General features: G+C 61.8%; 26 protein-coding genes. 8 read left to right on the forward strand and 18 right to left on the reverse strand.

Translation table 11 applies throughout. The features are described 5' to 3' along the window. Positions 1-9 precede the first annotated feature (9 nt). From VGD45_RS09625 to VGD45_RS09645, 5 genes are all read left to right on the forward strand, one after another. The gene (locus VGD45_RS09625) at positions 10-1,191 is read left to right on the forward strand and encodes a DUF3089 domain-containing protein (protein WP_331155077.1); all 1,182 of its coding nucleotides are present in this window, start codon (positions 10-12) and stop codon (positions 1,189-1,191) included. A 143-nt stretch (positions 1,192-1,334) separates the two neighbouring features. After that, positions 1,335-3,077 (forward strand): HAD-IIB family hydrolase, encoded by a 1,743-nt coding sequence (locus VGD45_RS09630; RefSeq protein WP_331155078.1) that lies wholly within the window; start codon positions 1,335-1,337, stop codon positions 3,075-3,077. A 135-nt stretch (positions 3,078-3,212) separates the two neighbouring features. Next, positions 3,213-5,384 (forward strand): M3 family metallopeptidase, encoded by a 2,172-nt coding sequence (locus tag VGD45_RS09635; protein WP_331155079.1) that lies wholly within the window; start codon positions 3,213-3,215, stop codon positions 5,382-5,384. Positions 5,385-5,493: 109 nt separating this feature from the next. Next, positions 5,494-6,204, forward strand: coding sequence for an FKBP-type peptidyl-prolyl cis-trans isomerase (locus VGD45_RS09640; RefSeq protein WP_331155080.1), 711 nt, complete (start codon positions 5,494-5,496; stop codon positions 6,202-6,204). A gap of 41 nt (positions 6,205-6,245) precedes the next feature. After that, entirely contained in the window at positions 6,246-6,875 is a 630-nt protein-coding gene (locus VGD45_RS09645; RefSeq protein ID WP_331155081.1) for a thiol:disulfide interchange protein DsbA/DsbL, read from the forward strand. Between the two features lie 296 nt (positions 6,876-7,171). Here the strand turns inward: VGD45_RS09645 and VGD45_RS09650 are convergent, their stop codons facing one another. After that, positions 7,172-7,900: a DUF481 domain-containing protein gene (locus VGD45_RS09650; protein ID WP_331155082.1), complete on the reverse strand. Its 729-nt coding sequence runs from the start codon at positions 7,898-7,900 to the stop codon at positions 7,172-7,174. Positions 7,901-8,029: 129 nt separating this feature from the next. Beyond that, positions 8,030-8,773: a hypothetical protein gene (locus VGD45_RS09655; protein ID WP_331155083.1), complete on the reverse strand. Its 744-nt coding sequence runs from the start codon at positions 8,771-8,773 to the stop codon at positions 8,030-8,032. Positions 8,774-8,912: 139 nt separating this feature from the next. Here VGD45_RS09655 and zapD point away from each other — a divergent pair, with 139 nt between their 5' ends. Both zapD and yacG read left to right on the forward strand, forming a co-directional pair. Next, positions 8,913-9,707: a cell division protein ZapD gene (gene zapD / locus VGD45_RS09660; protein WP_331155084.1), complete on the forward strand. Its 795-nt coding sequence runs from the start codon at positions 8,913-8,915 to the stop codon at positions 9,705-9,707. A gap of 7 nt (positions 9,708-9,714) precedes the next feature. Continuing rightward, entirely contained in the window at positions 9,715-9,909 is a 195-nt protein-coding gene (gene yacG / locus VGD45_RS09665) for a DNA gyrase inhibitor YacG (protein ID WP_331155085.1), read from the forward strand. Between the two features lie 33 nt (positions 9,910-9,942). Here the strand turns inward: yacG and VGD45_RS09670 are convergent, their stop codons facing one another. Further along, positions 9,943-12,147, reverse strand: a complete 2,205-nt coding sequence (locus VGD45_RS09670) for a prolyl oligopeptidase family serine peptidase (RefSeq protein ID WP_331155086.1) — start codon at positions 12,145-12,147, stop codon at positions 9,943-9,945. Between the two features lie 78 nt (positions 12,148-12,225). On the opposite strand from VGD45_RS09670, the gene VGD45_RS09675 reads away from it, so the two are divergent. Then, a complete protein-coding gene (locus VGD45_RS09675) occupies positions 12,226-14,514 on the forward strand; it encodes a S9 family peptidase (RefSeq protein ID WP_414717568.1) in 2,289 nt (762 codons plus the stop codon). On the opposite strand, the gene VGD45_RS09680 is transcribed toward VGD45_RS09675, so the two are convergent. The 15 genes from VGD45_RS09680 to VGD45_RS09755 all read right to left on the reverse strand — a co-directional run. Then, positions 14,515-15,585: a glycerophosphodiester phosphodiesterase gene (locus tag VGD45_RS09680; RefSeq protein WP_331155088.1), complete on the reverse strand. Its 1,071-nt coding sequence runs from the start codon at positions 15,583-15,585 to the stop codon at positions 14,515-14,517. Positions 15,586-15,587: 2 nt separating this feature from the next. Then, entirely contained in the window at positions 15,588-18,428 is a 2,841-nt protein-coding gene (locus VGD45_RS09685) for a TonB-dependent receptor (RefSeq protein WP_331155089.1), read from the reverse strand. A gap of 87 nt (positions 18,429-18,515) precedes the next feature. Continuing rightward, positions 18,516-19,484, reverse strand: coding sequence for a FecR family protein (locus VGD45_RS09690; RefSeq protein WP_331155090.1), 969 nt, complete (start codon positions 19,482-19,484; stop codon positions 18,516-18,518). Positions 19,485-19,565: 81 nt separating this feature from the next. Beyond that, positions 19,566-20,129, reverse strand: coding sequence for an RNA polymerase sigma factor (locus tag VGD45_RS09695; RefSeq protein WP_331155091.1), 564 nt, complete (start codon positions 20,127-20,129; stop codon positions 19,566-19,568). A 213-nt stretch (positions 20,130-20,342) separates the two neighbouring features. Next, positions 20,343-20,963 carry a LysE family transporter gene (locus tag VGD45_RS09700; RefSeq protein WP_331155092.1) on the reverse strand — a complete coding sequence of 207 codons (621 nt, stop codon included), beginning with the start codon at positions 20,961-20,963 and terminating at the stop codon, positions 20,343-20,345. Positions 20,964-21,311: 348 nt separating this feature from the next. After that, positions 21,312-21,701 carry a (deoxy)nucleoside triphosphate pyrophosphohydrolase gene (locus VGD45_RS09705; protein WP_331155093.1) on the reverse strand — a complete coding sequence of 130 codons (390 nt, stop codon included), beginning with the start codon at positions 21,699-21,701 and terminating at the stop codon, positions 21,312-21,314. Positions 21,702-21,772: 71 nt separating this feature from the next. After that, positions 21,773-22,456, reverse strand: coding sequence for a DUF899 family protein (locus VGD45_RS09710; RefSeq protein ID WP_331155094.1), 684 nt, complete (start codon positions 22,454-22,456; stop codon positions 21,773-21,775). A gap of 102 nt (positions 22,457-22,558) precedes the next feature. After that, positions 22,559-22,780 (reverse strand): hypothetical protein, encoded by a 222-nt coding sequence (locus VGD45_RS09715; protein WP_331155095.1) that lies wholly within the window; start codon positions 22,778-22,780, stop codon positions 22,559-22,561. A 106-nt stretch (positions 22,781-22,886) separates the two neighbouring features. After that, positions 22,887-23,246 carry a hypothetical protein gene (locus VGD45_RS09720; protein WP_331155096.1) on the reverse strand — a complete coding sequence of 120 codons (360 nt, stop codon included), beginning with the start codon at positions 23,244-23,246 and terminating at the stop codon, positions 22,887-22,889. Positions 23,247-23,296: 50 nt separating this feature from the next. After that, entirely contained in the window at positions 23,297-23,647 is a 351-nt protein-coding gene (locus tag VGD45_RS09725; RefSeq protein ID WP_331155097.1) for a hypothetical protein, read from the reverse strand. 119 nt (positions 23,648-23,766) lie between these two features. After that, positions 23,767-24,144 (reverse strand): hypothetical protein, encoded by a 378-nt coding sequence (locus VGD45_RS09730; protein WP_331155098.1) that lies wholly within the window; start codon positions 24,142-24,144, stop codon positions 23,767-23,769. Continuing rightward, positions 24,138-24,623, reverse strand: coding sequence for a hypothetical protein (locus tag VGD45_RS09735; RefSeq protein ID WP_331155099.1), 486 nt, complete (start codon positions 24,621-24,623; stop codon positions 24,138-24,140). The genes VGD45_RS09730 and VGD45_RS09735 overlap by 7 nt, the downstream gene beginning before the upstream one ends. Before the next feature lie 145 nt (positions 24,624-24,768). Beyond that, entirely contained in the window at positions 24,769-25,110 is a 342-nt protein-coding gene (locus VGD45_RS09740) for a hypothetical protein (RefSeq protein ID WP_331155100.1), read from the reverse strand. Between the two features lie 47 nt (positions 25,111-25,157). Then, positions 25,158-25,673 carry a hypothetical protein gene (locus tag VGD45_RS09745; RefSeq protein ID WP_331155101.1) on the reverse strand — a complete coding sequence of 172 codons (516 nt, stop codon included), beginning with the start codon at positions 25,671-25,673 and terminating at the stop codon, positions 25,158-25,160. Between the two features lie 42 nt (positions 25,674-25,715). After that, on the reverse strand, positions 25,716-26,855 hold a 1,140-nt coding region (locus VGD45_RS09755), incomplete at its 5' end, for an SEC-C metal-binding domain-containing protein (protein ID WP_349263241.1).

Consider the following 26,855-nt stretch of genomic DNA (forward strand, 5'->3'; position numbering starts at 1 on the left):
GGGATCATCATGTCGAACGTCATCATTCGAGCTTCGATTGCGGCGTGTGGGCTGTTGTTGGGCGCGAGCGCGTTTGCGCAATCGTCCACGACGGAGAGCGCTCCGCAGGCAGCTAACGATTACAGCAAGCCTGAGACCTGGTTGTGTCGGCCGGGGCGGAAGGATTCATGTGCTGTGGATCTGACGACCACAGTCATCGGCGCCGACGGCAAGCTCACCAAGGAGCCGTTCCAAGGTAATCCCAACGCGCCCATCGATTGTTTCTATGTGTATCCGACGGTGTCGAACGATGAGACGCCGAACAGCGATATGTATGCGGGGCCCGAAGAGCACGCGGTGGTGCGCGCGCAGTTCGCCCGATTCGGATCGCAGTGCAAGTTGTATGCGCCACTGTATCGACAGGTGACGCTCAAGACACTGCGCGCTGCGATGGCCGGCGGCGCCGGTTTTCCTGCGGACCGCAAGCTGGGTTACAACGATGTGCTGTCGGCGTGGAACTATTACCTGAAGAATGACAACAAGGGCCGCGGCGTCGTGCTGATCGGGCACTCGCAGGGCTCGAGCGTGCTGACGCAGCTGATCAAGAACGAGATCGATGGGAAGCCGATTCAGTCGAAGATTATTTCGGCGTTGCTGTTGGGAACGAATGTCGCTGTGCCAAAAGGTAAGGATGTGGGTGGCGCGTTCAATCACATGCCCTTGTGTCGTTCCTCTTCTCAGCTCGGCTGCGTGATCTCGTATGTAACGTTCCGTAGCGATGTGCCGCCGCCGGCGAACTCTCGCTTCGGTCGCGTTCCGGGCGACGGCCTGACGGCAGCGTGCGTCAATCCTGCGTCCTTGAAAGGAGGCAAAGGTGAAATGCACGCGTATCTTTCGACTGGATCGAATGGCGTAAGTACTTCCGCCGCGCAGCCGAAGCCATGGGTGACCGGGCAGACCATCGACACGCCGTTCGTGAGCGTTCCTGGTCTGCTGAGTGGCGAGTGCGTTTCCAACGATGCCGGCTCTTACCTGGCGATCACCACCAACGCCAATCCTGCCGACCCGCGCACGGATGAGATCCCCGGCGACGTAGTCGCCAACGGTGTCGTCATGAAAGACTGGGGCCTGCACCTCATCGACGCCCACGTCGCCATGGGCAACCTCATCGATGTCGTCGCCCAGCAATCGAAGGCGTACTTAGGCAAGTAACGCCGTAATTCACGCAGGCGTCATCTACACGACGCCTGCGGTGAATTGATCTACGTACCTCGCAGGCCACGGGCGCGTGGCGGAACCCCCAATTCGATTGCGGCGTTCCGCCGATGCGTTTTCCCACGGCGAGACTTACGGCCATGCGATACCTCGCGCTGTGCACCGACTATGACGGCACGATCGCCCGCCATGGCGTCGTCGACGACCTCACTATCGACGCCCTGGCGCGGCTGCGTGAATCGGGGCGCAAGCTCGTGATGGTCACCGGTCGCGAACTCCCCGATCTGTTCAGTGTCTTTCAGCGCCTGGATCTGTTCGATCTGGTCGTCGCCGAAAATGGCGCCCTCCTCTACAACCCGCAAACCAAAGAAGAGAAGCCGCTCTGCGAGCCACCGCCACCCGCATTCGTAGCGGCACTGCAGGCCCGCAACGTCGCCAGGCTCAGCGTGGGCCGAACCATCGTCGCGACATGGGAGCCGCACGAACGCGACGCGCTCGAAGTCATCCGCGACCTCGGCCTCGAACTGCAGGTGATATTCAATAAAGGCGCGGTGATGATCCTGCCCTCCGGCGTCAACAAGGCGACCGGCCTCAAAGCCGCGCTCACCGAATTGAATCTTTCCGTACACAACGCCGTCGGCGTCGGCGATGCGGAAAACGATCACGCCTTTCTCGGTATCTGCGAATGCGCCGTGGCCGTCGCGAATGCGCTGCCCTCGGTGCAAGAGAAAGCGGACTTCGTTACGAGAGCGACGCACGGCCCCGGCGTGACGCAACTCATCGACGAAATGATCGCCGACGATCTCATGTCACGCGAGCCGTCGCTGCGTCGACATCGCATCCTGCTCGGCAAGACCTACCTGGGCGAGCCGGTGCATTTCTCGCCTCATGGAGTGAACGCCCTGATTGTCGGCACCTCCGGCGGCGGCAAGTCGACGGTCGCCGCCGGGCTGGTCGAGCGCTTGTGCCAGCAGCAATACACCTTCTGCATCGTCGACCCCGAAGGCGATTACGACAGTGTCGAGTCCGCCGTCGTGCTCGGCAGCGCCGAGCATCCCCCGGAGATCGAGGAGTGCGAGCAGTTGCTGTGCAAGCCCGATGAGAACGCCGTGATCAATCTCATGGGCGTCAAGCTCAACGACCGCCCATGGTTCTTCATGACTTTGTTCGCTCGCCTTCGCGACCTGCGCGCCCGCACCGGACGCCCTCATTGGCTGATCGTCGACGAAGCGCATCATGTGCTGCCTTCGAACTGGCAGCCGTCGGATGTTTCTCTCCCGGAGGTGCTCGAAGGCGTGCTGCTCGTGAGCGTGACGCCGAGCCTGCTCGCGAAATCGTTGCTCCGCGCCGTCGACACGCTCGTGATATTGGGCGACAAGCCGCGCCAGATGCTGCATGAGTTCACGCAAGCAAACAAACTACCGATGGTGGATCCGCCGGTCGAGCAGATCGAAGCCGGCGATGCCTTGCTCTGGAGCCGCACTGCCAATGCGCCGCCGCTGCTGCTGAAGCTGGAGCCGAGCAAGGTCGAACATCGACGTCACCTGCGCAAATACGCCGAGGGCGAGTTGCCGGAAGATCGCAGTTTCTTTTTCCGCGGTCCGCAAGGAAAACTCAAACTGCGCGCCCCCAACCTGATCACGTTCATGGAGCTGGGCGACGGCGTCGACGACGACACCTGGCTGTTCCACTTACAGCGCCACGAGGTGTCGCAGTGGTTGCGCGAAGCCATCAAGGACGAAGAGCTGGCCGACAAGGTCGCCGAAGTCGAGAACGAGATCGATAACGACGCCGATGCTTCCCGCAAGGAAGTGCGCAAGCTGATCGAAGCTGTATACACGCTGCCGGCCAGCACCGCCGCGAGCGCGCGGCCCTCGAAATAGCCCGAATTGCAACCACTATTGTTAACTGTGTACAGATCTTAATCCTGGCCTGGCGACGAGTGCGGCTCGGCCCTTGCTGAATGGGCGCGCATTTGTAAATCTGGCTGCCTCGCTTCGGACACCGACATTCATCCCATGCCAGCCAAGACACTCGCCGCCGCGGTGCTAGCCGCGACGCTCGGAACGATGACCATGAACGCAATCGCCGCCCCTGCTCTTTCGCCGGACAATCCCTTCGCGCGGGAAAGCACGCTGCCCTACAAGTGGCCGCCGCTCGATAAGATCAAGAACGAGCACTACGTGCCCGCGATCGAAGCCGGCATGGCCGAGCAGCGCGCCGAGGTGACGGCCGTCGCCACCAGCAAGGCCGCGCCCACGTTCGAGAACACCATCGTCGCGCTGGAGCGCTCGGGTCAGCTGCTGAACCGTGCGACCACGATTTTCTTCGCGCTCAGCTCCTCGAATACGAATCCGGAAATCGAGAAAGCGCAGACCGAGTTGGCGCCCAAGCTGTCGGCCCACTCGGATTCGATTTATCTGGATCCGGCTTTGTTCGCACGCGTGAAAAAGCTCTACGAGCAGCGCCAGTCGCTGCAGCTCGATCCGGAGTCGCTGCGCCTGCTGGAGCGGTATCACACCAACTTCGTGCGCGCCGGCGCCAATCTTTCCGAGGCCCAGAAAAAAGAGCTGCGGGCGCTGAACGAAAAGATCTCCTCGATCACCACGGAGTTTCGTCAGCTGGTGCTCAAGGGCGACAACGCCGCCGCCCTCGTGATCGACAATCGAGCCGAGCTCGACGGCCTCAGCGATGCGCAGATCGCCACCGCCGCCGAAGCCGCAAAATCGCGCGGCCTGGAAGGCAAATGGGTGCTCACGTTGTTGAACACCACGGGTCAGCCGCCGCTCGCGCAGTTGAAGAATCGCGCTGTGCGTGAGCGACTGTACAAGGCATCCATCGGTCGCGGCTGGGGCGGTGAGTTCGCCACCACCAAAGCCATCGCAGAGATCGTGAAGCTGCGTGCCGACCGCGCCAAGCTCCTCGGTTATCCCAACCACGCTGCATACGTGCTCGAAGACGAAACAGCGCTGACGGCCGATGCCGTCAACAGCATGCTGCATCAACTCGCGCCGGCAGCAGTGGCCAACGCCAAGCGCGAGGCAGCCGACATGCAGCAGGTCATCGACGCGCAGGCCAAGGCCAACGGCACGCCCAGCTTCCAGTTGCAGGCATGGGATTGGGATTTCTACGCCGAGCAGGTGCGCGCCCAGAAGTTCGCTTATGACGAAGCGCAGGTCCGCCCCTATTTCGAGTTGAATCGTGTGCTGGTCGACGGCGTGCTGTTCGCGGCACAGGAGCTGTACGGCCTGAAGTTCAAAGAGCGCAAGGACCTGCCCATCTATCAGGAAGACGTGCGCGTCTTCGAAGTCTTCAATGGCGACGGCTCGCAGCTCGGAATGTTTCTGTTCGATCCCTATGCCCGCAGCAACAAGCGCGGCGGCGCCTGGATGAACAGCTTCGTCGAGCAGTCGCGACTGTTCGGCAATAAGCCGGTGGTGACCAACACCCTGAATATTCCCAAGCCGCCGGCCGGCCAGCCGACGCTGCTGACCTGGGATGAAGTGACCACGGCCTTCCACGAGTTCGGCCATGCGCTGCACGGCCTGTTCTCGAGCGTGCAGTACCCGCAGTTCGCGGGCACCAGCGTGCCGCGCGATTTCGTCGAGTACCCATCGCAGTACAACGAGATGTGGGCGACCGAGCCACGCGTGCTCGCGAACTACTCCAAACATCACCAGACCGGCGCGCCGATGCCGAAAGAGCTGATGGATAAAGTGCTGGCGGCGCAGAAGTTCAATCAGGGCTACGCGACCACCGAGTACCTGTCAGCCGCGATTCTCGATCAGCGCTATCACCAGCTGGCGCCGGGCAAGACGCCGGCCGCGGGCGAGATCGCTGCTTTCGAAGCGGATGCGCTGAAGTCAGCTCAAGTGGACTTCGCGCCGGTGCCGCCGCGCTATCGCTCGACCTACTTCCTGCACATCTTCTCCAACCCTATCGGCTACTCGGCCGGCTACTACGCTTACATCTGGAGCGAGGTGCTGGCCCGGGACACCGAGCACTGGTTCAAGACCCACGGCGGGCTGAAGCGCGAGAACGGCGACCTGTTACGCAACAAGGTGCTGTCCAAGGGCTTCAGTGCGGATGCGCTGACGATCTTCCGGGATTTCTATGGCAAGTCGCCGGACATCGCCCCTCTGCTGGAGGCGCGCGGCCTGACCGGGGGCGGCGAAGCGGCCGCTAACTGAACGGACCGGCGCCGCCCGGTGTAAGACTTCGGCAACATCGCCCGACACATGAATGGGCGGCCAATGCTGTATGCTGGCCGCCCTTTTTTCACACCGGATAAGGAATCCCATGCGCGCGTTTCTGATTGCGACGGTAGGGTTCGTGCTGTTCGTGGTGGCGGTAAAGCTGTTCGCGACCGAGCCCAAGGCCAAAGCGGCCGCAGCACCCACTGCCAGCGCTCCCCTGACCGGCAGCGATGACGAGAAGGCCCTGTACGCCCTCGGCGTGGCCGTCTCCCAGAACATCGCTTCGTTCGAATTCACGCCCGCCGAGTTGGAGAAGGTGAAGCAGGGCTTCACCGACGGCGCACTGGGTAAGAAGCCGGCGGTCGACGTGCAGACCTACATTCCGCGCCTGCGCGAGATGCAGCAGACCCGCATCGCGGCCACCGCGAAGAAGGTGCTCGACAAGGAAGCGGCGGCCCCCGGCGCCAAGCGCCTGGACTCCGGCTTGATCATCACCACGGTCAAGGAAGGCACGGGCCCGACGCCCAAGGCCACCGACACCGTGAAGGTGCACTATCACGGCACCTTGCCGAGCGGGAAAGTGTTCGACAGCTCGGTCGATCGTGGCGAGCCGGCGACCTTCCCGCTCAACGGCGTGATCCCGTGCTGGACCGAAGGCGTGCAGCAGATCAAGGTCGGCGGCAAGAGCAAGCTGGTGTGCCCGGCCAACATCGCCTACGGCGATCGCGGCGCGCCGCCGGATATCGGCCCGGGCGCGACGCTGATCTTCGACGTCGAGCTGATCGGCATCGAACCCGCGCCTGCCGCTCAGTAAGGTCGGCTTAGTTACATCGGCAACACACGGAGAGAAGAACTGTGACTTCCGCGGCTCGGATTCTGTTCGCGCTGTTTGTTTCGGCAGCGGGTCTGTCGGCCCCTGGTTTGTCTGCTCAGGCGGCGCCGGTTCAGGGCACCGACTACACCCTGATCTCGCCACCGCAGCCGCAGACCACCCAGGAAAAGGTCGAAGTCATCGAGTTCTTCTCCTATGGCTGTCCGCACTGCTTTCACTTGCAGCCGCTGCTGAATGAATGGAAGACGCAGCTGCCGGCGAATGCGGTGCTGATTAAAGTACCGGTGTCGTTCGGCCGCCGCGAGTGGGGCCAGCTGGTGCGCGCCTATTACACGCTGGAAGCGACGGGAGATCTGAAGCGCCTCGACGACCAGCTGTTCAATGCCATCCACGAGCAGCGCCAGCCGTTGTTCGATATCGACTCGCTCGCCGCCTGGGCCGCCCAGAACGGCGTCGACGCGAACAAATTCCGCACCCAGTTCAACTCGCCCGAAGTCACACAGAAGGCGCTGCGCGCGGAACAGCTGTCACGCGACTACAAGATCCAGGGCGTCCCCACCATCACCGTCGCCGGCAAGTACCGCGCCCAGGGCAAGGACTACCCCGACATGCTCCGCGTCGCCCGCGAACTAATCGACGTCGCCGCGAAGTAAACCGCATCGCTGAAATCGGCGCTCCCCGCACGAACGGTTGCCTCGAGCATGAGGCAACCTGTTCCGGAACCGCACCCGCCTCCGCACGGCGGCAACATTCCTCCAGAACCCCGTAGCCCCGCAGGGGGCAACCTCCTCCGGAACAGCGCCCCCGGGTACTGAGGCAACATTCCTCTGGAACAGCGCGCCTCTGCCGAAGGCACATCCCTTTCCGACCGCGCCGTTGCCCCCGCAGGGGGCAACATAAAAACAACTCTTGGGCGATGCCCCTGCCGAAGGCAGGAGGCATGAGCCTCTTACTTGATGTCGTAGACCAGATTGATCGTGGTCAACGTGTCCGTCTCCTCGAACTCCGCCGGCGGATTGCTGTTGTAACGAACCGAATACCCCAGCGCCAACGCCAGCACATCCGTCATCTTCACCTGCAACGACAGATCGTTCTGCACGAACGTATTGTCCGCGCCCGACTCGACGATGAACTTGTTGATCAGATTGGTCGTGGCCGTGAACTGGTGATCCAGATCGAGCGTGCCTCGAAACACCACTTCACTATCGCTGTCGCCCTCTTCGATCAGCACGCCGGTCTCCTCATCGAACGAATCGCGCGTTTCGAAGAACTTGTAACCAGCGCCGAGCGTGCCGATCATTTTGGTGGTCGGGGTATCGAAGAAGCGGCGACCGATACCGTACGAGGCCGTGGCCTGGTACTCGAAACCGCTGAACTCGTCCTCTTCGTAGCGGCCGGCGCCGAACAGGAAGTTTCTCTGCGTGAACTTCCAGTCCGTCTGCCCGAACACCTCCCAGCGATTGGCCGTCTTGCCCTCCTCGTCGGAGGCATACAGCGCGGCCCCGCCTAAGGTGTTCTTCCAGCTATCCGACTCATGCGTGAGCTGCAGCTTGGCGTTGGCCGTCTCCGTGTCGGTGTTGCCACTGGCAAACACAAGGCCTGCCTCTCCCTTGCCAGTCCAGTCCGCATGCGCTGGCGCGGCGGCGGCCACCAAGGCCGCGAAAACCCATCGTCGCATCAATCAAACTCCGTAAAAAAAGCCGCCATCCCGCGACTCAAACGCGGGAAGGTATCCGGGCGTGCTATGGAAGCAAAATACGTAGATGCTTCCAATTAAAAATTTTTTGTCCGTCGCCAGAGAGCGACGTTAGTGGAAGGACACCACCGGAGGCTGCCCGCTGCGCGCGGCGGCTTGCGAGGCCGAGGCAACACGTGAGTAACAAGCATCGGCGCGCAGCGTGCTCTGAAATTCTTCGCTGCTCATCGTGTCGTGTGTAATGGCTGCAATGGCAGGCTCGGCCAGATAACAAGCCAGATAACGAATTCTGAGCGCGCCCTCCTGCGGCTCCGCCAGCGCATACGTGCCGGTGATGGGCGCTTCGTGCTCCGGCATGCGACGCGGCGTGGGCCGGGCAAGCGCGCTGGTCAGGACCAGACCGGCTGCTTCGTATTGCCAGCGGGCGTCTCGGGCGCCGGCGGTGCATTCCGAGCGGGCGGCGTCACACCAGGCGAGCATGACAACGATGGGTCGCTCGCATTCGTTATCCAGGAACCAGCGACGCGGGACGGTGCTGGTTACACGCAGCGGCTTGATGCATGTCGTCGCCGGCCACTGGTCGGCCGTGCCGAGGTCGGCGACGGCGACCGGTGCACCCTTCGTGCTGCTGTCCGGCAGGGCGCGCTCAAAGCCCGGTATCCAGGCTTGCCAAGTGGCGGAAGTGGAGACGATCGCCACGGCGCTCGCGCCGAGCAGCAGCACCAGGCCCATGCCGCCGATGCCGAGCGACAGCGCGGAAGCGCGGCGCTGCTCGCTCAACCACTGGTTGAATAACCAGCTGCCGAGCGACGCGGCCAGCACCAACAGCACCAGAATCAGCAGCGCGGTAAACATATCCGCTCCTGAGCTTGCGGCGATTCCCAAGGGCTCACTGGCAAAGCATGCCAGCAATCATATGACCGCATCCGCCCGCCGATGCGCCACGAATCAAAAAGGGTTTTTCAACAGCCGGCCAGTGCTTCACAATCACAGGATGACCCCGTCCGATCGTTCACGCCAGGCCGCCGCAGGGCCCATCTATGAGCAGCCGCTCAATGAGCGGATGCGTACTTTTCTGCGACTGGACTTTCTTTATCACCAAGCGCTGTACCACGAAGAACGCGAGGATCCGTGGTCGACCCGCGCCGCGATGAGCGCGCTGCTGGAAATTCTGGCCATCACCGCACGCGGCGATATCCGCAGCGAAGTGCTCAAGGACCTCGAGCGCCAGATGACGGTGATGCACGATTACGCCAGCCGCGCCGGCGTGGACAGCTCCCGGCTCAAGGCGGTGATCAACAATCTCGGCCGGCTGCGCACCGAGCTCAATTCAGTGGGCGCGCTGTTCATGCAGCGACTGCGAGATTCGGAGTTCCTGAACGCCATCAAGCATCGCAGCACCATCCCGGGCGGCACCTGCGAGTTCGACCTGCCGGATTATCGCCATTGGCTGGACCAGCCGTTCGCGGTGCGCTCCAAGGCGTTCGGCGACTGGATGGCCACCATCCGGCCACTGTGCGACGCCGTGACCGAATTGCTGTGGCTGACACGCGAAGCGGCGCGGCCCCGCCCCGAAGTCGCCACCGGCGGCGTGTTCCAGATTGCATTCGAGCGCGAGAATCCCTGTCAGCTGCTCCGCCTCGCACTGCCTGCGGGGACCCAGCTGTTTCCCGAAATCAGCGGCAGCCACCACCGCTGCAGCATTCGTTTCCTGTCGTGGAACGATGTGAATTCGCGGCCAGTTCAAACCACAGAGGACGTGCACTTCCAGATCAGTGTCTGTACTTGAGACTGACATGACTGTGGTTCGATGCCCCACCTGCGACCGCCCCGTGGAGTGGACGGAGGCCTCGCGCTGGCGCCCCTTCTGTAGCGAGCGCTGCAAGCTCATCGATCTCGGCGCCTGGGCCGCCGAAAAACACGCCATTCCCGGCGAAGTCATCGAGACCGAGGACGGCCCCAAGCGGGGCAGCGAGAGCGACGACGATTAGCCGTCGCTCCCGCCCGATTTCGTTAACTCCGCGTTAGCCCGCGTTCGCCCGCCCCGGCAGCGGGTCGACCTGCTCCATGCGCAGCGACTTGACCAGGAACGCCCACTGATCGGCGTAGTCCTCGATCTGCATCCATACCGGCTTGCCGGCGCCATGCCCGGCCCGAGTCTCCACTCGCAACATCACCGGGTTGGGACAGCTCTGCGCTGCCTGCAGCGTGGCGGCGAACTTGTAGCTGTGCCAGGGCACGACGCGATCGTCGCGATCGGCCGTGGTCACCAGCGTCGGCGGATAACAGACCTTCTGCACGTTATGCAGCGGCGAGTACGCCAGCTGCGCACGAAACTCCGCTTCGTTCTCGCTGAGACCGTAGTCGCTGGACCACTGGCGGGCGTTGGCGCTCGGCGTGTGATAGCGAAGCATGTCCAGCACACCCACGGCCGGCAGCGCCGCGCCGAATAAATCCGGACGCTGGGTCAGCACAGCGCCGACCAGCAGCCCGCCGTTGCTACGGCCCCGGATCGCGATCTTCGATGGCGAGGTGTACTTCTCGTCCACCAAGTACTGGGCCGCGGCGATGAAATCGTCGAACACGTTCTGCTTGCGCAGCTTGGTGCCGGCCTCGTGCCACGCCTCACCATACTCCGAGCCGCCGCGTAGATTGGCCATCGCGTACACGCCGCCCATTTCCAGCCACACCAGCACCGGCACGCTGAACGAGGGCTGCTGCGCGATGTTGAAGCCGCCGTATCCGTACAGCTGCACCGGATTCTGCCCGGCCAGAATCAGGTCCTTCTTGTGCGCGATGAACATGGGCACGGCGGTGCCGTCCTTGCTCTTATAGAACACCTGCTTGACCACGAACTGGCTGGTGTCCGCGGCGAGCTTGGGAGCCCGCCATACTTCGGTCGCTCCGCTCGCCAGCTCCAGACGCGACACGCTCATGGGCGTCAGAAAATCGGTGTAGGCAAAGAACGTTTCGTTGTCTTTCACGTCGCCGGTGAAGCCCACCGCGGTGCCGAGACCGGGCAATTTCACGTCGTACTGGACCTTGCCGTTCAGGTCGAACACCCGCACCAGCGAATAGGCATCCTGCAGGTACTGCACGATGATCTTGTTGCCGACGATGCTCACCTCGTCCGCCGAGTACGGCGTTTCCGGCACGACCACGCGCTTGCTCTTCGCAGCGCCCGCCACCGGCATCGCGATCACTTGCGCGTTCGGCGCATCCTTGTTGCTGCGGATATAGAAAACATCGTCGATGGCGGCGATGAATTGATAGTTCGCATCGAAGCTGTCGATCAGGCGGACGGTCTCGCCCTGTGGCGTGCCGTCGGTCGCGATCTTCCGATAGTAGATGCCCGTGGATTGCGAGCCGTCGTACAGCCAGATCACCGCGTAACGGCCGTCATCCGAAATCTGCACATATGGATTGCGCGTCGGGTGATCGGTGACTTTGAAGATGAGCTTGTCGCTGCCAGCGTCCGTACCGAGCTTGTGCCAGAACACTTCGCGCTGCTTGGTGTCGTCGCCCTGCCCGTCGGCGTTCAAGGGAAAGCGCGCGTAGTAAACGGACTTGGAATCGCCAGTCCACGCCACTGGCACGAACTTCACGAAGCGCAGCACATCCGGCAGATCCTTGCCGGTCTCGACGTCGCGGAAGTGCCAGGTGCGCCAGTCGGTGCCGCCGTCGGAAAGGCTGTATGCAATCAGCCGACCATCGGGGCTCGGCACGAACTCGCCCAGGGCGACGGTCGCATCCTTGCTGAGTTTGTTCGGATCGAGCAGCACGCGCGGTTCGCCGTCCAGCCGCTCGGTGACGTACAGCACGCTCTGGTTCTGCAGGCCGTCGTTGCGCAAATAGAAGTAACGTTGGCCGCGCTTCAGGGGGATGTCATAACGCTCGTAGTTCCACAGCTGCGTCATCCGCTGCTTGATGCGCTCACGCGCCGGAATGCCCTCCAGGTACGGCTGGGCCAGCTCGTTCTGCGCCTGGATCCAGCTCTTGGTGTCGGCACTGTCGGCATTTTCAAGCCAGCGATACGGATCGGCCACACGCGTGCCGTGATACGTGTCGAAGTGCTCGATGCGTTTGGTCGTCGGATAGGTGAACGCCGCCGGTGGGCTCGACGCGGTCGCGGGCGGGCTCGACGTGGACGCCATTTGCCTGGCGGGTTCGGTGCCGCAGGACCCTAGCAACAGCAGGGCTGGAAGCAGCAGCAGGACTTTCCTTTTCATAAGTCTCTCTGGGGGTTTTCTCGAATCTCTCGCTCGGGCTTAGTGTAACGTCGCGATTCCTTTTCCGGCGCAACTCTCATGCGGTATACAACGACCCTCGTCGCACTGATTGCGACAGCCACTTCCACTTGCTTACCAGGCCAGCCCGTGTCCGCCGAACCCCTGACCGTCGCGCGTATCTTCGCCGATCCCGATCTGTCCGGCCCCCGCCTGCGGGAGCCGAAGTTCTCGCCCGACGGCCGCTATGTGACCTACCTGCAGGGCAAGGCGGACAACAAGGATCAACTGGATCTGTGGGGCTTCGACACCCGCGACGGCTCGGCGCGCCTGCTGGTCGATTCCCGCAAGCTGATCGGCGACGACGAAAATCTGTCGGCCGAAGAGGAAGCGCGGCGGGAACGCCAGCGCACCGCCTCGTTACGCGGCATCGTCGAATATGAATTCTCCAGCGACGGCAAGCGTCTGCTGATTCCGCTGGGCGGCGATTTGTATCTGTACGATCTGGACGCCAAGTCCGACCCGGTGGTCCGGCTCACCAACAGCCCGGCGTACGAAACGGACGCGAAGCTTTCGCCGGGCGGGCGCTATGTCAGTTTCATTCGCGAGCAGAATTTGTTCGTGATCGATTTGCGCACGCGCGAGGAGCGCGCCATCACCACCGACGGCACGGGGCTCGTGCAAAACGGCGTCGCGGAATTCGTGGCGCAGGAAGAGATGGGACGCGACACCGGCTACTGGTGGTCGCCGGACGACTCGCACATCGCGTTCACCCGCATCGACGATTCGCCCGTGCAGGAAGTCGAACGTTTCGAGATCAACGCGGATGGTGCGCGCATGTTTCGTCAGCGCTATCCCGCCGCGGGCACGGCCAACACCAAAGTCGAGTTGAAAGTCGTCACGCTCGCGACTTCGAAAGTCACGGTCCTCGACATCGGGCTGGGCGACGGCTATCTGGCGCGCGTCAAATGGTTCCCGAACTCGAAGTCCCTCGCCGTCCAGCGCCAGACGCGCGACCAGAAGAAACTCGAACTGCTCAAGGTCGACGCGGACAACGGCCGCTCGCGCGTGCTGCTCACCGAGACCAGCCCGCACTGGGTCGAGCTCAACGACGATTTCAAGTTTCTGAGCTCCAAGCCGCAGTTCGTCTGGAGCTCCCGCCGCAGCGGTTACAAACATTTGTACTTGTACGACCTGGACGGCAATCTGCTGCGCCCGTTGACGGCCGGCGAGTGGATGGTGGTCGGCGACGGCTCCGAGAACGGCCTGGTCGGCGTGGATGAGGCCGCAGGCCGCGTCTACTTCCTGGGCACGAAGGACTCTCCTCTGGAACGTCACCTGTACTGGACGTCGCTGAACGGGAAGGATGCTTCGAGCAAAGTGACACGCGTGTCTCGTGAGGAGGGCTGGCACGATGTGAAGCTGCTGCCGGCAGGGCGCGGCTATCTCGATGTGCATTCATCGCCGGAGCAACCGCCTTCAGCGAGCATTCGCAACCTCGACGGATCGCTCCAGCATTGGCTGCTGCGCAATCCGCTCGATGCCACACACCCCTATCATCCGTATGTTTCCAATCATGTCGCCGAGGAATTCGGCTCGGTGCCTGCCACTGATGGCCAGCAGCTCTACTACCGACTGGTGAAGCCCGCGAATCTTCAGCCCGGCAGGAAATATCCCGCCATCATCGACGTGTACGGCGGGCCGCATTTCCAATATGTGCGCAAAGATTGGATGGGCGGCGCCAGGGCCGCGCAAGGCTTGTTCCGTCAGGTGCTCGCTCAGAACGGGTTCGTGGTGCTCACGCTCGATAATCGCGGCTCGGGCTTTCGCGGCAATGCCTTCGAAACGGCTATCGCCGGTCGCACTGGCAAGGTGGAGATCGACGATCAGCTGCGTGGCGTGGAATATTTGAAGTCCTTGCCGTTCGTCGCAGGCGATCGTATTGGCATCATGGGCTGGAGTTACGGCGGCTACATGTCCCTCATGGCGCTCACCACCACCAAGGCGTTCCGCGCCGGCGTAGCGGGCGCGCCAGTGACTGACTGGGCGCTATACGACACGCATTACACCGAGCGTTATCTCAGCACTCCGCAGGCCAACGGCGAGGGCTATCGCAGCAGCGCCGTCATTCCTTACGTGGATTCATTGCACGGCTCGCTGCTGCTGGTCCACGGCATGGCCGATGACAATGTGTTGTTCACTCACAGCACGCTGCTGATGCAGAAGCTGCAGTCGCTGAACAAGCCGTTTGACGTGATGACCTACCCCGGCGGCAAACACGGCCTCGTGCGGATGCCGCAGCAAGGCCGTCACTATTACGAGATGGTCGTGCGGTTCTTCAGCCGGGAACTGAACACCCCGGAAAGCTGATCACCGCCGTCGCGCGCGGACCGCAATGTCGGGATAGTCGGTGAAGATTCCGTCCACGCCGAGAGCAAACAGGGCGCGGAAATATTTTTCCGCGTCGCCGAGCTTGGCTTGGTAACCGGACGCACTTGAGTTGCCGCGGCGTAGATCGGTCGGCAGCGCCGGATTCTCGGCGCTGACGCTCCATGGATGCACTACCAAACCGGCGGTATGTGCGTCGGTGACGAACTTCGTTGGCGCGGTGAGGCGCCCCTCGTGATCACGCGGCAACAGTAGATCGAGCTCGGGGCCGACGCCGTCGGCAAAACTTGCGATCTTGCGCATGCCCTCGGGCGAATAAACATCCGACCAGGCGGCAATGCCGTTCGCCTTCAAAATTTCGGCAGGAGGCGACACGCTGTTGATCAGGAACACGCACCGGACCGGCGACAGCTGGCGCAGAGACTGCAGAGCTTGCGGCCAGAACGACTGCAGGAACACCGGCGCGTCGCGCCGATTCAGATCGTTCGCCGCCAGCGCCTCCACCAACTTCCGCTCCATCGGCAGACCGATGCTCGCGTGATAGTTCGGATTCTTCAGCTCGATGTAGAGCCCGACGGGCCGCCCCGCGGCACGGACGATGTCGATGATTTCCTGGAAGGTGAGTATCTGCTCGCGGCCATCGTACGACGCACTCACAGGCCGCCGCGCTGGAGAGCGCTCTCTCGCCCGCAGTGACTTGATCTCTGCAAGCGTGAAATCCTCGGCAAACCAACCGGTGAATGTTTCACCTTCGATGGTTCGCGTCGTGCGACGAGCGGCGAACTCGGGATGGTCGGCGACATCGGTCGAGACGCCAATCTCGTTCTCGTGGCGAGCGACCAGCACCCCGTCCTTGGTCATGACCAGGTCCGGCTCGATGTAATCCGCGCCCTGCTCGATGGCCAACAAATAGGCAGCGCGCGTGTGCTCCGGCCGATAACCACTGGCGCCTCGATGCGCAATGACAATAGGCGAATCGGTCGACGCCGCGATGGCGGGCACCCCCACCAACGACAACACTGCAAGGAACGAAGCAAACCAGACTTTGATCATGATCAGCGCCGGATGGAAAAGCGGATGCCGTAGTAACGAGGATCGCCGAGCACGTTGGTGGGCAAGCCGATCGAGCCGCCAGCGCTGCCCGCGCCCTTTCTGTAAACCTCGTCGGTGAGATTGCTGACGAAGGCCTCGACATCCCAGTTGCCGCGATCCGGCACGTAGCCCAGCCGAAGGTTCAACAAACCGAACGAATCCTGGAACTCGTCCACGATCAGGTCGGGAACGATCTGGTTGGATTGCAACTCGCGCCGGTCGTTATCGTCGGCAAAGAAAATTTTGGAACGCCACGTGTACGTGGGCCGGAATTCCACCATGCCCGCCGGCGCCGGCATTCGCAGAATCGCGCCCAGCGAAAACATGTGATCGGGAGAGCGCGCGAAACGATTACCCTCGTAGGCGCCTCGGTTGAAGCGGGTGTGGTTGTAAGCGTAGCTGGCAAACAGCTCGAAAGATCCAAACGCTCGCCACATGCCTTGCAACTCCGCACCGTATGCGTCGGCCGCGCCGGCGTTGGTGGTGACGAAGCTCGAGCCGATCAACTCGCGCGTCTGGAAGTTGTCGTACTCGTAGTAATAAAGCGATGTATCCAGGCGTACATCGTGCTCGCTGGATTCGAACTTCAATCCCAGTTCGTAGGTGTCCGCAGTTTCGGCGGGCGCGACTGCGAACACTGGCGTTCCATCGGGCGCTGACGGAGCCGCTGCAGAGAGCACGGCTGCTCTGCGTCCGCGCGCGTAGCTGCCGTACAGATTCAACTGATCGGCCAATTCATATCTGCTCGCGAGTCGCCAGGTGAACCCATCGTCGTCCAGCGACTGAGTGAAGATCGAGCCGTTGCCGGGCGTCGGCTGCGCATTGATGCCGAAGTACGGCAACGGCGCACTCAGATCGGCGCCGAAAGCAGTGAGCCCATTGAGCAGCGCGCGGGCCGTGGCGATGCCGGCCGGAGTGCCGCTCGCGGCGAGGCCTGATGCGCCGACGATTCCACCCAGCACGCTGCGCCCTGCAACCGAGCTGCCCCAACGAGTGACTTTGTCATCACGCGTGTAGCGAACGCCCGCGCTGACTTCCCAGCGCTCCTGTGGGCGGAAGGTCATGTCCGCGAACACATCGTATGAATCCGTGTCCGCGGTGTTGTTGTTCGTTTCGACATGCGCCGGATCGAGCTGCGCGGCAAGCGCCGCCGCCTGAGATCCGTTCAGCAGGATATTTCCACGCGTCTGTTGTGCAATGAGCCCCTGCACGAGTGCGCCGGTGAACGCCGTGTTAGCAAACAAGGCCGCGGGCGCCGGCGTCGTCGCCGGCAGCCCCAACAGCGGGCCGCCGTTGAGCATGCCCGTGACTTGAGCGAGCAGCATGCGTTCGTCGAAGAGCACGTCCACCTTGGATCGCGCCCGTTCCCGGTAATAGTTCAAGCCGAGCATGCCGGTCACCGGCCCGCCCGTGTCGAAGTTCAGCCGCAGCTCCTGATTGAAGAAGCGACCGCCGTTGTCTTCCATGTTCGTGAACAACGGTAGAGAAATGCCGTCGGCGTCGTACACCTCGATGGAGTCCACGTCGCGATAGCCGCTGATGGAGTTGAGCGTCATGGCGTCGTTGATCTCATATTCCAGCAACGCGGTGACGCCGGCGTATTGCTGATCCACACCGAGATCGTTGCCGGTCGCGAACCCTTCTGGAACAGACAACCACACGGCATCGTCAGTGTCGGTGCCGGCGAGCACTTGCCCCGTGACCGGGTCGGTCGGGCTCAGGTACATCGACTTGAAGCCGGTGCCGTCGGTGCGTTCCTCCTGATAGTTCACGATCAGATCGGCGCTCAAGCGCTCGCCAGTGCGCAGGCTCATCACGGCGCGATAAGCGTTCAGCTCGAGCGAATTGAGATCGCCCTCCGCGTCGGGCGCGAGGTTCTCCTGATAGCCGTCGCGCTCGCGATGTCGGGCGGCGACGCGAAAGGAGACGCTATCGCTGAGCGGCACATTCAACATGCCATCCGCGAGCACGTAGCCCAGATTGCCGCCCTCGACGGCTGCGGCGCCCGCGAGCTCCGGCGTGGCGCGATTTTGAATGACGTTGATGCCGCCGATCAGCGCGCCACGGCCGAACAGCGTCGACTGCGGTCCTTTGGATACTTCCACGCGTTCGATATCGAACAACTCGACGAAGGAACCGCGCGACTTGGAGATCGGCACACCGTCCTGAAACACCGCGACGCGCGGCTCCGTGAACGAATCGCCTCCCGAGGAGGTGATACCGCGCATGACGAAAATCGGATTGTTGGGAGATTGATCCTCGACCAGCAGTCCAGGCGTATAGAGTGAAACATCACGCAGTGTCACCGCGCCCAGGGTTTCCAACGCGTCGCCACTGAACGCTGTCAATGCGAATGGCACATCCACCGCCGCCTGCTCGCGCCGCTGAGCTGTGACGATCAGCTCCTCGATTTCCACCGGCGCGACAGCAGATGTTTCGACACGAGCGCGTTCGCGCGGACGCGCCGAAGTAGCGCCTACGCTGGCTTCGCGCAAAGAAATGAGGCCGCCCTCGTCGCTACCGATTTCGAGACCGCTGCCCGCCAGCAAACGATTCAATGCCTCTCGGCTGCTCATTCGCCCTTCGACCGCCGGCGAACGACGGTTTGCGACGATCTGCGCGGGATAGGCGATCTGCACGCCAGCCTGTTTCGACCACGTGTTGAGTGCGAGGCCGAGCTCCTGGGCCGGAATGGAGAACTGCAGTTCCCGCGTCGCCACCGCCGTCTGCGCCGCATGCGATATAACGGGCACGCCCAGCGCCAACGCGATGTGCGCACTCAACAACCAGATGCTCGACTTCACTTCGCCATTCCTCTGCCGCACTCACCGTACGTGAAGCCAGACGCGCAAGCGCCCCGCTACCGCCAAGCGGCAGAGAATATTTTTGATTTATGTTTTACGAACCAGCACCACGGCGCCGTTTGATTGCACGGACGTTACACGCAACGTGACTTCGATCGCACGCAGGAAGGTGCTGGCGTCGGCCGAGTTGAAACGGCCGCCGATGCGCAGCTGTCCCACTTCTGGATCCAGGATCATCAGCTTGCGCTGCAGATAACGGTTGTACTCGGCGACCGCGACCGACAACTGCGTGTCGTGAAAAACGATCTCGCCTCGCTGCCAGGCTTCGATGGCGTCCAGGCTTTGCGCCGACACGGGTTGCACCGTGGTTGTACCGGCAGCCGCAAGCAGGCGATGACCCGTTGTCACCTCCATTACTCTCTTGCCGCGCAGTTGTGCGGCCCCTTTCACGACAGTGAGATCGAGGATGTTGTCGACGAAGCGCGCGTTGTAAACGCCGGCCGAGAGCCGCGCTTCGATGTTGCTCGCCTCTATCAACAATAAGGCCGCGGTGGCAGCGACTCGCACGGCGATCTCACCATGGTCGAGCCAGAGCTTCACTTCATTGCTAGAAGCACGCCACGACATCGCGGTGGCGGTGTTCATGTCCAGCCGCACGGATTGTTGCAGGTTGAGCGAGCGGCGCTCGCCGGTGCTGGTTTCGACCGCTTCTCGGGCCAGCGATTGATGGGTGATGAGACCGGCCGCGCCCAGCGTGACCGTTCCAGTGAACCAAGCCAGTGCTCGACGCCGGCTCAGCGTCACGCGCGGCATGATGGTTCCTCGATCAATCGCTGTCGACAGTTCCGCGCCTGGCCAGGCCACGTCCTCCACCGAAGACCACGTGCTGGCAATCCTGGCGAACGCAATCGCGTGCGCGGGATCGGCATCACGCCAGCGCTCGAACTCAGTCAGGTCGGCGGTGCCGGAGTCGAGCTGCGCGCGCCACAGCGCCGCCTGCTCCAACAGAGTCTCGCGTCGGCTGGCTGACGTGGTTGCAGGTGGCTGCTCGCTCATTCCCCTGGACGATCGTTGGCGCGGGTCATGAAGGTGAGACGCTCGAAGCGCCACCCACCGCCAAGCCTGGCCAAAAATATTTCAGCTCAGTTGCCGCTGAGATGTGGCGGGATCTTGAATCGACGACGGCGGATCCTGTTGGAGCGCCCTTGTCAGCAGCACCAACGCGCGGGCCAGCCGTTTCTCCATCGTCGACAGACTCAGGCCGAGTCGCTCCGCCACTTCGCGCGGAGGCAGCTCTTCGAAGCGGCGCAGGATCATCACGTCGCGGCACCGGGCGGGCAGCTCACGAATAGCGTTTACCAAGCGGCGCAGTTCATGACGCGCAACCATGCGATCGAAGGGATCCGGCCCGGCGTCTGCCTGCTCCAGCTCGTCGAGATTGGCGATGGAGGCGAAGTTCACGATCTTGGTCCGTCGCAGTCGCTGGATGCCCAGGTTGCGAACCATGCGCAGTACATAAGCCGGCGGATGATCGATCGCCCGCCAGGCTTCGTCCCGAAACAGGCGCGTATAGGCGTCGTGCACCAGGTCCGCGGCCTGGTCACGATTGCCCGTGAGCCGCCGCGCCAAAGCGAGATAACGCCCCTCGTGCGGCAGCACTTCGTCAATGAACCAGCGATCGATTTCTCTGAGGAGCGACACGCCGCAAAGGCTGCGGCACGAATGTGAAGTTCTGATGACGCCTCGAACGACGCCTTCAATGTCGCCCGACCGAAACCCAGCTTGGACGAGCGTCTTTGTTATTCCATGCTTTTGACGTAGCGGACTCGACCATCGCCGGCAGCAGTTCACCCAAGCCAAGCGAGAAGCTGTGGATAAGGTTACGTCAATTTTCGATGACGGTTCCTGAGCGCTTCAGACGAAAATTTCGATGCCGATCTTTACGGCGAAGAACGCCAGGCCCGCGGCGCAGGCCAGATTGAGATTCCGAAATACCGCTGCGCTGCTGGCATTGCGTACATAGGCGACAACGGCGGAAAAGAGCAGCGCCCAGACAACCGAGGAAGCCATGAATCCCGACAGGAATACGGTGAATGCGCGCATGTTCGAATCAGACACACCGAGCGCAGACACCGCACCTCCCATGGCCGTCCAATACACTATGTTGGTCGGTGTCGACAGCGACAGGCCGGCACCGGCCACTATTGCGGACCTGTCAAGCTTATCGGCCTGAAGCTCCAGTGCAGGCATCGGACCGAACGCTGCTTTGAGTGCCGACCAGGACATCCAAGCAAGTAAGAGTACCCCCGCGAGCGATAACGGCACCTTCACCCACGACATGGTGAATAGCGCGGCTACTCCCATCAGCCCCAAGACGGCCCAAGTGATGTCACCTACGAGGGATCCTACCTGTACGGCCAGCGCATCGTAGAAACCGCCCTTCATGCCCCGCCTCAAACTCTCTCCAAATACGGCACCGGGCGTCGCATTGAAGATGAGACCCAAAAAAAACGAAGATACAAAAAGACTGAGCACGGGAGGACGCTCCAAATCAACTTTTCCCTGAGACCGTAGTCTGGGATGACTCCATCTGAACATCATGGATGGGGTTCCCGAAGCGCTGATGAATCACAATTCCATCTGTCATACGAACACACCTTCGGCCGCCCCAAAATCCACATGCTTGAAGATGCGAAATTTGTTCCCAAAAGTTCGCGTGCGTGAGCGTACGCAGTAACTGCGCTGTAGCCCTCTCGACGTAGCGGCGCTTTCCTACTTCGGCGCGGCATACTTTGGGTTTCAGGACATCGTCGTTTAGATCGCCGCCATTGAAGGGATTGTAAGCCGCACAACGAACACCACCGCTGACGCGATCACCATTGATTAACGCCGCGCGGCGCGCAGCGCTGGAATCATCGGGCGATCCGCTTCCAGGAGTCCGACTGTCTCCAACTCGTCGATTGCCACCCACTGCAGCGGCTGCCCTTCGAGCGAGCGCGGCTGGCCGGTGAATAGCGACACCAGCCAGAGGTCGAGCAGCACGCGACGATCGGTGTAACCGTGTTCGTATGCAATCAGCGGCGTTGCGTCGAGCACCTCGATCCCGAGCTCTTCTTGTAGCTCGCGCTTCAGGCCCGCGAGCGGCTGCTCATCCGGCTCGAGCTTGCCTCCCGGGAATTCCCAGCCGCCCGCCATGTGCTTGCCCGGCGGCCGCTGCGCGATCAGAACCCGACCTTGCTCATCGAACAGGGCGCCAGCGACGACGTGAATCATGTGTTGTTTGAGTTTTGAGGGGCAGGCGGCGAAGTCTACACCTGCCCCGCTGGCAGATCACGAGCTCACGGCTAATCTAAATAATGCTTCTCCAGGAATTCGGAGCGGAAAGTCTGGGGCGGCGTATCGCGGTCCGGCCGGCCCTCCGGAGTGAAATCCAGAAGGTTCCAGTAGGCCCACACGGTGTCGACGTGATTCTCCATCGATTCCGTGCCCCAGAAGTGATGGATCTTGCCGTCGCGCCTGGTGAAGACATGCATCACCGGCAATTGCATGTCGTCGTTCTCGGCCTGGCATTTGTAATCGGCCTGATAGGTGGTGTTTGCTCCGGAGAGCAAGGCGATCTGCGACCAGCCGCGTTGTTTGGCCCACTCGTTGATGCGCTTCGCGGGCGCTTTGGCCACCGCGACAAATGCGGCATCTTGCGTGACCGAGTACCAGGCGCGGTCGAATCCGTCGACCAGCGAGGTGCAGGACGGACAGGGATGATCCCAGCTCGGGCCGAACATGAAGGAGTAAATCAGCAACGAGGGCTTGTCGCCGAACAACTCGGAGAACTTCACCTTCTGGCCCACCTTGCCGTCGTTGGCCCACTCGAAGACATAGTCTTCTTTCAACTGCCCGCCGAGCGGCAACTTGCGACGCTTGGCCGCCACGGCTTTCACTTTTTCAACCAGCTCTCGTTCGTCCTTGAGCAAGGAGTCGCGCGCCTCACGATACTCCCTGCTTTCGTTGGGATACCGCAGTTCACTCATGGCTCTCTCCTTTGCAACGAGGACCGTGCACATGTACGCGGTCAGTCCTCGGCACGATACGCCTCTCGCTTCGGCTCCGAAATCCTCGCTTCCCTCTCCCACTTACCGCTTTTCGAAGCGGGTAGCGTATTCCTTCATGACACTGTCGAACTTCGACCAACCCATTTTGCAGCCGTAGGTCGTTCCTTTAGGGAACCACACTAGCGAGCCGTTGGACACCGCCAGCGTGCCTAGCAGTGTTTCATCCTGCTTGACCAGGAACTGCACATCCGCGCGTCCAAGCTCTCGCTCGGGGATGCTGAAAGAAACCAGATGCTTTGCCATTCTTCGTTCCTTCCCTCTGTGTATGCATACATACGCTCGTTAGACTGCGCTACGCACCATGAGAACCTGAGGGATCATCCCTCATGGCAGGAATGCGCGCGGCTCGCTACGCGCGCGCTTTGATGAGTGCGATGGCGGCTTGCTGGTCGAGCTTGGGGCCGACGTGCAACTTGACGTGGCGAGCGCCGGCGCCCGCGCCGAGCTCGAGGAAAATTCTTTCTTCGACCGATGACAGGCCGCCTTCGGTCATTTCCAACGGCTGGATCAGCAGGGCCGGCTGGGCCGAGAACAGGCCGCTCGATTTTACTTCCTTGATGAGCTTTGCGAGCAATTCTTCGGCTGGCTTGAAGTCGCCCACGAGCAGCCGTGTCGTGGTGAAAGCGGCTGAGCCGGCGGCGGTGGCGCCATCCTTCAAGTTCATCACTTCGATGTGATTCTTCCGCACGTACGCAACAAGATCAGACATTCCGTTCTCCGTGAGCGATACAGATATACGACCATGTGCTGGGCCTGCAGCTAGAAAGCTTCGAATGGAAGCTCTACCGGAGACAGCAAATAGGAGATTCCATCATCGCTTTGCTTGACGTGCCACAGCACGACCCCGGTCGGCGGCACGTCCGACGACGACGGAAACACAAACGACGGCAGCCACAACAACTCGATCTCGCCATCCCCGGCCCAACCCAACTCCGTGAATCGCTCCTTGGCGATTGCAACGTATTCCTGCGCTGCCCGCGTCCCCAACAACCTTTCCGCGGAAACGCAGAACAATCGGTTATCTATGTACTCGAAGCCGTAAGAGTAAAAGTCCCGCAGCCTCTCGGCGGGATAATCGACAACTTCGCTCGGCCCGATGGTGTAGCTCATTCCTTCCACCCCGATGTTCCAAGCCCGACTCAGCGGCCAGTTATGAGCATCTTAGCCCGGTTCAGCCTCGGGATGCCCCGAACCGTCCATCCGGCAGGATGATTCCCTTTACGTTCGGCTCAACACGTCCAATAGATACGCCGCTCGAGGTCAACCACGGTAGGTCCGTCCGAACAACCGCCCACCTCGCTAGCCGAAGCATCCGCCGCAGTTTCGCCAATGATCCACTGCTCCGAACTGGCATGCCAAAGCAGATCCCCTTCGTCTATCACGCCAATTGGAAACACGGCTGATTGGGAATAATTGATGAGCCGGATATGGTGGCCGCGGATCTGCGCCGTCAATTCGATGCTAGGCATGTCCGGGTGCTCCGCGTATTTGTGAACGAACGGGTAGTCGCCACTCGCCAGTGGGACGGGTCTGCCCGACAGGTTGGCGCATCCCGCCGCCAGACTCGTGATCGCGGCCAGGAAGAAACGCATGTAGAAGTTCACCATACTTCTTCGGCGAATGTCTCTGTCACTTGTCGGTACGAGACTCCGGCAGTTTCCGGATTGAGCGTGACGATGAAGTCCGGGGGATAGCGCGTCTCTTTGTTATAGGAACTCTCCGGCCAGCTCAGCAAGTGCACGACCACCTGCCAACGGCCCGGGGGCACGCGGATGCAGGCGACGGCTCCGGTGAGTTGCCCGCCGATGTATTCGATGCCACTGACGTTGGCGACGCCGTTCGATATGAACAGATAAGGATCCGACGCGGCTTTGAGCCAGCCCTTTTCCTGCTCCGACAAGCCGGCGGAAGACTCCTTCGAGCCCACTCTCACGTCGATCACGGGCGCGCCGTCGGAGTGGACGTAGATAGGAACAAATTCACCCTTTTTGATGTGCGCCTCGATCGAGGCGTTCTCGATGAAATGCGCTTCCCAGTTGTGCTCTCCGACGTTACGGAATGCCTCCGGACTCCACAGACCGTGCATTCCCGCATCTGTTACAAGAACACGCCGCATAGTCGGCTGATCTGCAACGGAGTATCCGGGGGAGGAAAGCGCGTCGCCGCCGCAACCCACGGTGACCGCACCGAAAAGAACGACAACTGCCCTAAGCCAAGTATTCATTGCAAGATCAAGCCCGCCCCTGTGATTTGAATCTCGCGGCGACTACTAGCGCCCCAAGGGCGCCGGTGACGACGCAAGCGATGTGAAGAGACCCAAATGAAACTGCGCCGAGCAACGGATTGCCGGCGGCGATGGGCCTGCCGATCAGCCCCGCGACCGTGCCGATCACGAGCGCCCCCAGAATCGTGTGCGTATATCCTTGAAGAATCGGCTTCTGCTGGATGATGCCGATCAATGGCTCGATATCCATCAGCACCTGCGTGCCGCCGTACACCATAAAGCTGAAATGCCGACCCGCCGCTGCTTTGACGATGGCGCCGGGCCCCAGATGAAATGGTGTGAACGGCATGCTTCAGCGCCGCGACATGGCTGCTATCTCTCGGCTGGGATGCGCCTTCAGACGTCCTGGTCGCTGCGCCATTGCGATTGATCGTCCACTGGCTGCGGCAGTCGGCCTTCGAGGGCCTCGGCGATGTCGGCCGGGTCGATGTAATTGAACTTCGATTCGATGACCCACGCCAGAAACTCGCGTGGACCGCCGTTGAGATAGACCGGCGGCGAAACGGGCATGAATACCGTGGGCAGCCGTTCTGAAACCGACAGGTAGTTGAGCACGTAGCCCAACTCCTGCACCACCGACCATGCCAGGCGGTGATCGAGATCGATGCTGAGCTTCACCCACCAGTACGCATCCTTGGTCACTTCGGACGACATGACCTTCACGGTGGGGATGCGATTCAAGAACGCAGTGAGTTTCGTCAGGCCGCGCTTCAGAGCTTTCGCATCGATCATTTCGAGGGGCGGCGTTATTCCCTCCAGCTTGCTGACGATATGAGCGTGCAGCGTCCGCCCCGCGTCCGCGGCCTCACGTTCCAGTGCTTGCGTAAGCTCCGCGGGAAGATCCAGTTCCATCAGTCACTCCGTATCCCGCGTGCGGCGGGTGAGAAACGCCTCTCACCCCTGCCCGGCCAGCGCTCCATGGCAATGCTTGAACTTCTTCCCCGACCCGCACGGGCAGGGCTCGTTGCGGCCGACCTTCTTGGTATCGCGGACGAATTGATGGACCGGCTCACCCGAGGCAGCGGCGAGGGCCTGCGGCTCTTCCGCAGGCTGCGTCGGAGCAGTGAGTTGCTCGGGGGCGGCATGTTGGAACTGCATGGCGCGAGCGAGGCGAGCCTGGCGCTCTTCCTCTTCACGGTCGATGTCGGCCTGCGTGCGCAGCTGCATGCGGGACAACATGGAGACGGTGTCGTGCTTGATGCGATCGAGCATGGCGGTGAACAGCTCGAAGGCCTCGCGCTTGTATTCCTGCTTGGGATTCTTCTGCGCGTAGCTGCGCAGGTGGATGCCCTGGCGCAGATAGTCCATGGCGGCGAGGTGTTCGCGCCAGTGCTGGTCCAGCTGCTGGAGCATGACGGCCTTTTCGATGTGACGAACGACCGGCGCGCCGTACATCTCCACCTTGGCCTCGTACGCCTTGTCGATCACGTCGAGCACGCGCTTGCGCAGCCCTTCCTCGACCAGGTTGGTGTCTTGCTCGAGCCACGCCTTCGGATCGACAGTGACGGCGAAGTCCTTCTCGACGGCCTGCTTCAAGCCCTCGATGTCCCACTGCTCTTCCAGGCTGCCCGGCGTGACGAAACGGTCGATCAAAGCATTGACCACTTCGTGACGGATGCCCGCGATGGCGTCGCCCACTTCCTCGGCGGCCATGAGATCGGTGCGCTGGGCGTAGATGACTTTACGCTGATCGTTGGCGACGTCGTCGTATTCGAGCAGGTTCTTACGAGCATCGAAGTTGTGCGCTTCGACCTTGCGCTGGGCGCGCTCGATTTGCTTCGAGAGCATGCGGCTCTCGATCACTTCGCCTTCCTTCATGCCGGCGGTCTGCAGCCAGCGCTTGACGCGTTCGGGATCGCCGAAGATGCGAATCATGTTGTCTTCGAGCGAAATATAGAAACGGCTCGAACCCGCGTCGCCCTGACGGCCGGAACGGCCGCGCAGCTGGTTGTCGATACGACGTGATTCGTGACGTTCCGTGCCGACGATGTGCAAGCCGCCGGCGGCGAGCACGGCTTCGTGACGCGCCTTCCA

Origin of the sequence: Steroidobacter sp. (assembly GCF_036402275.1) — a bacterium.
In the GTDB taxonomy this organism is placed as follows: Bacteria; Pseudomonadota; Gammaproteobacteria; order Steroidobacterales; family Steroidobacteraceae; genus Steroidobacter.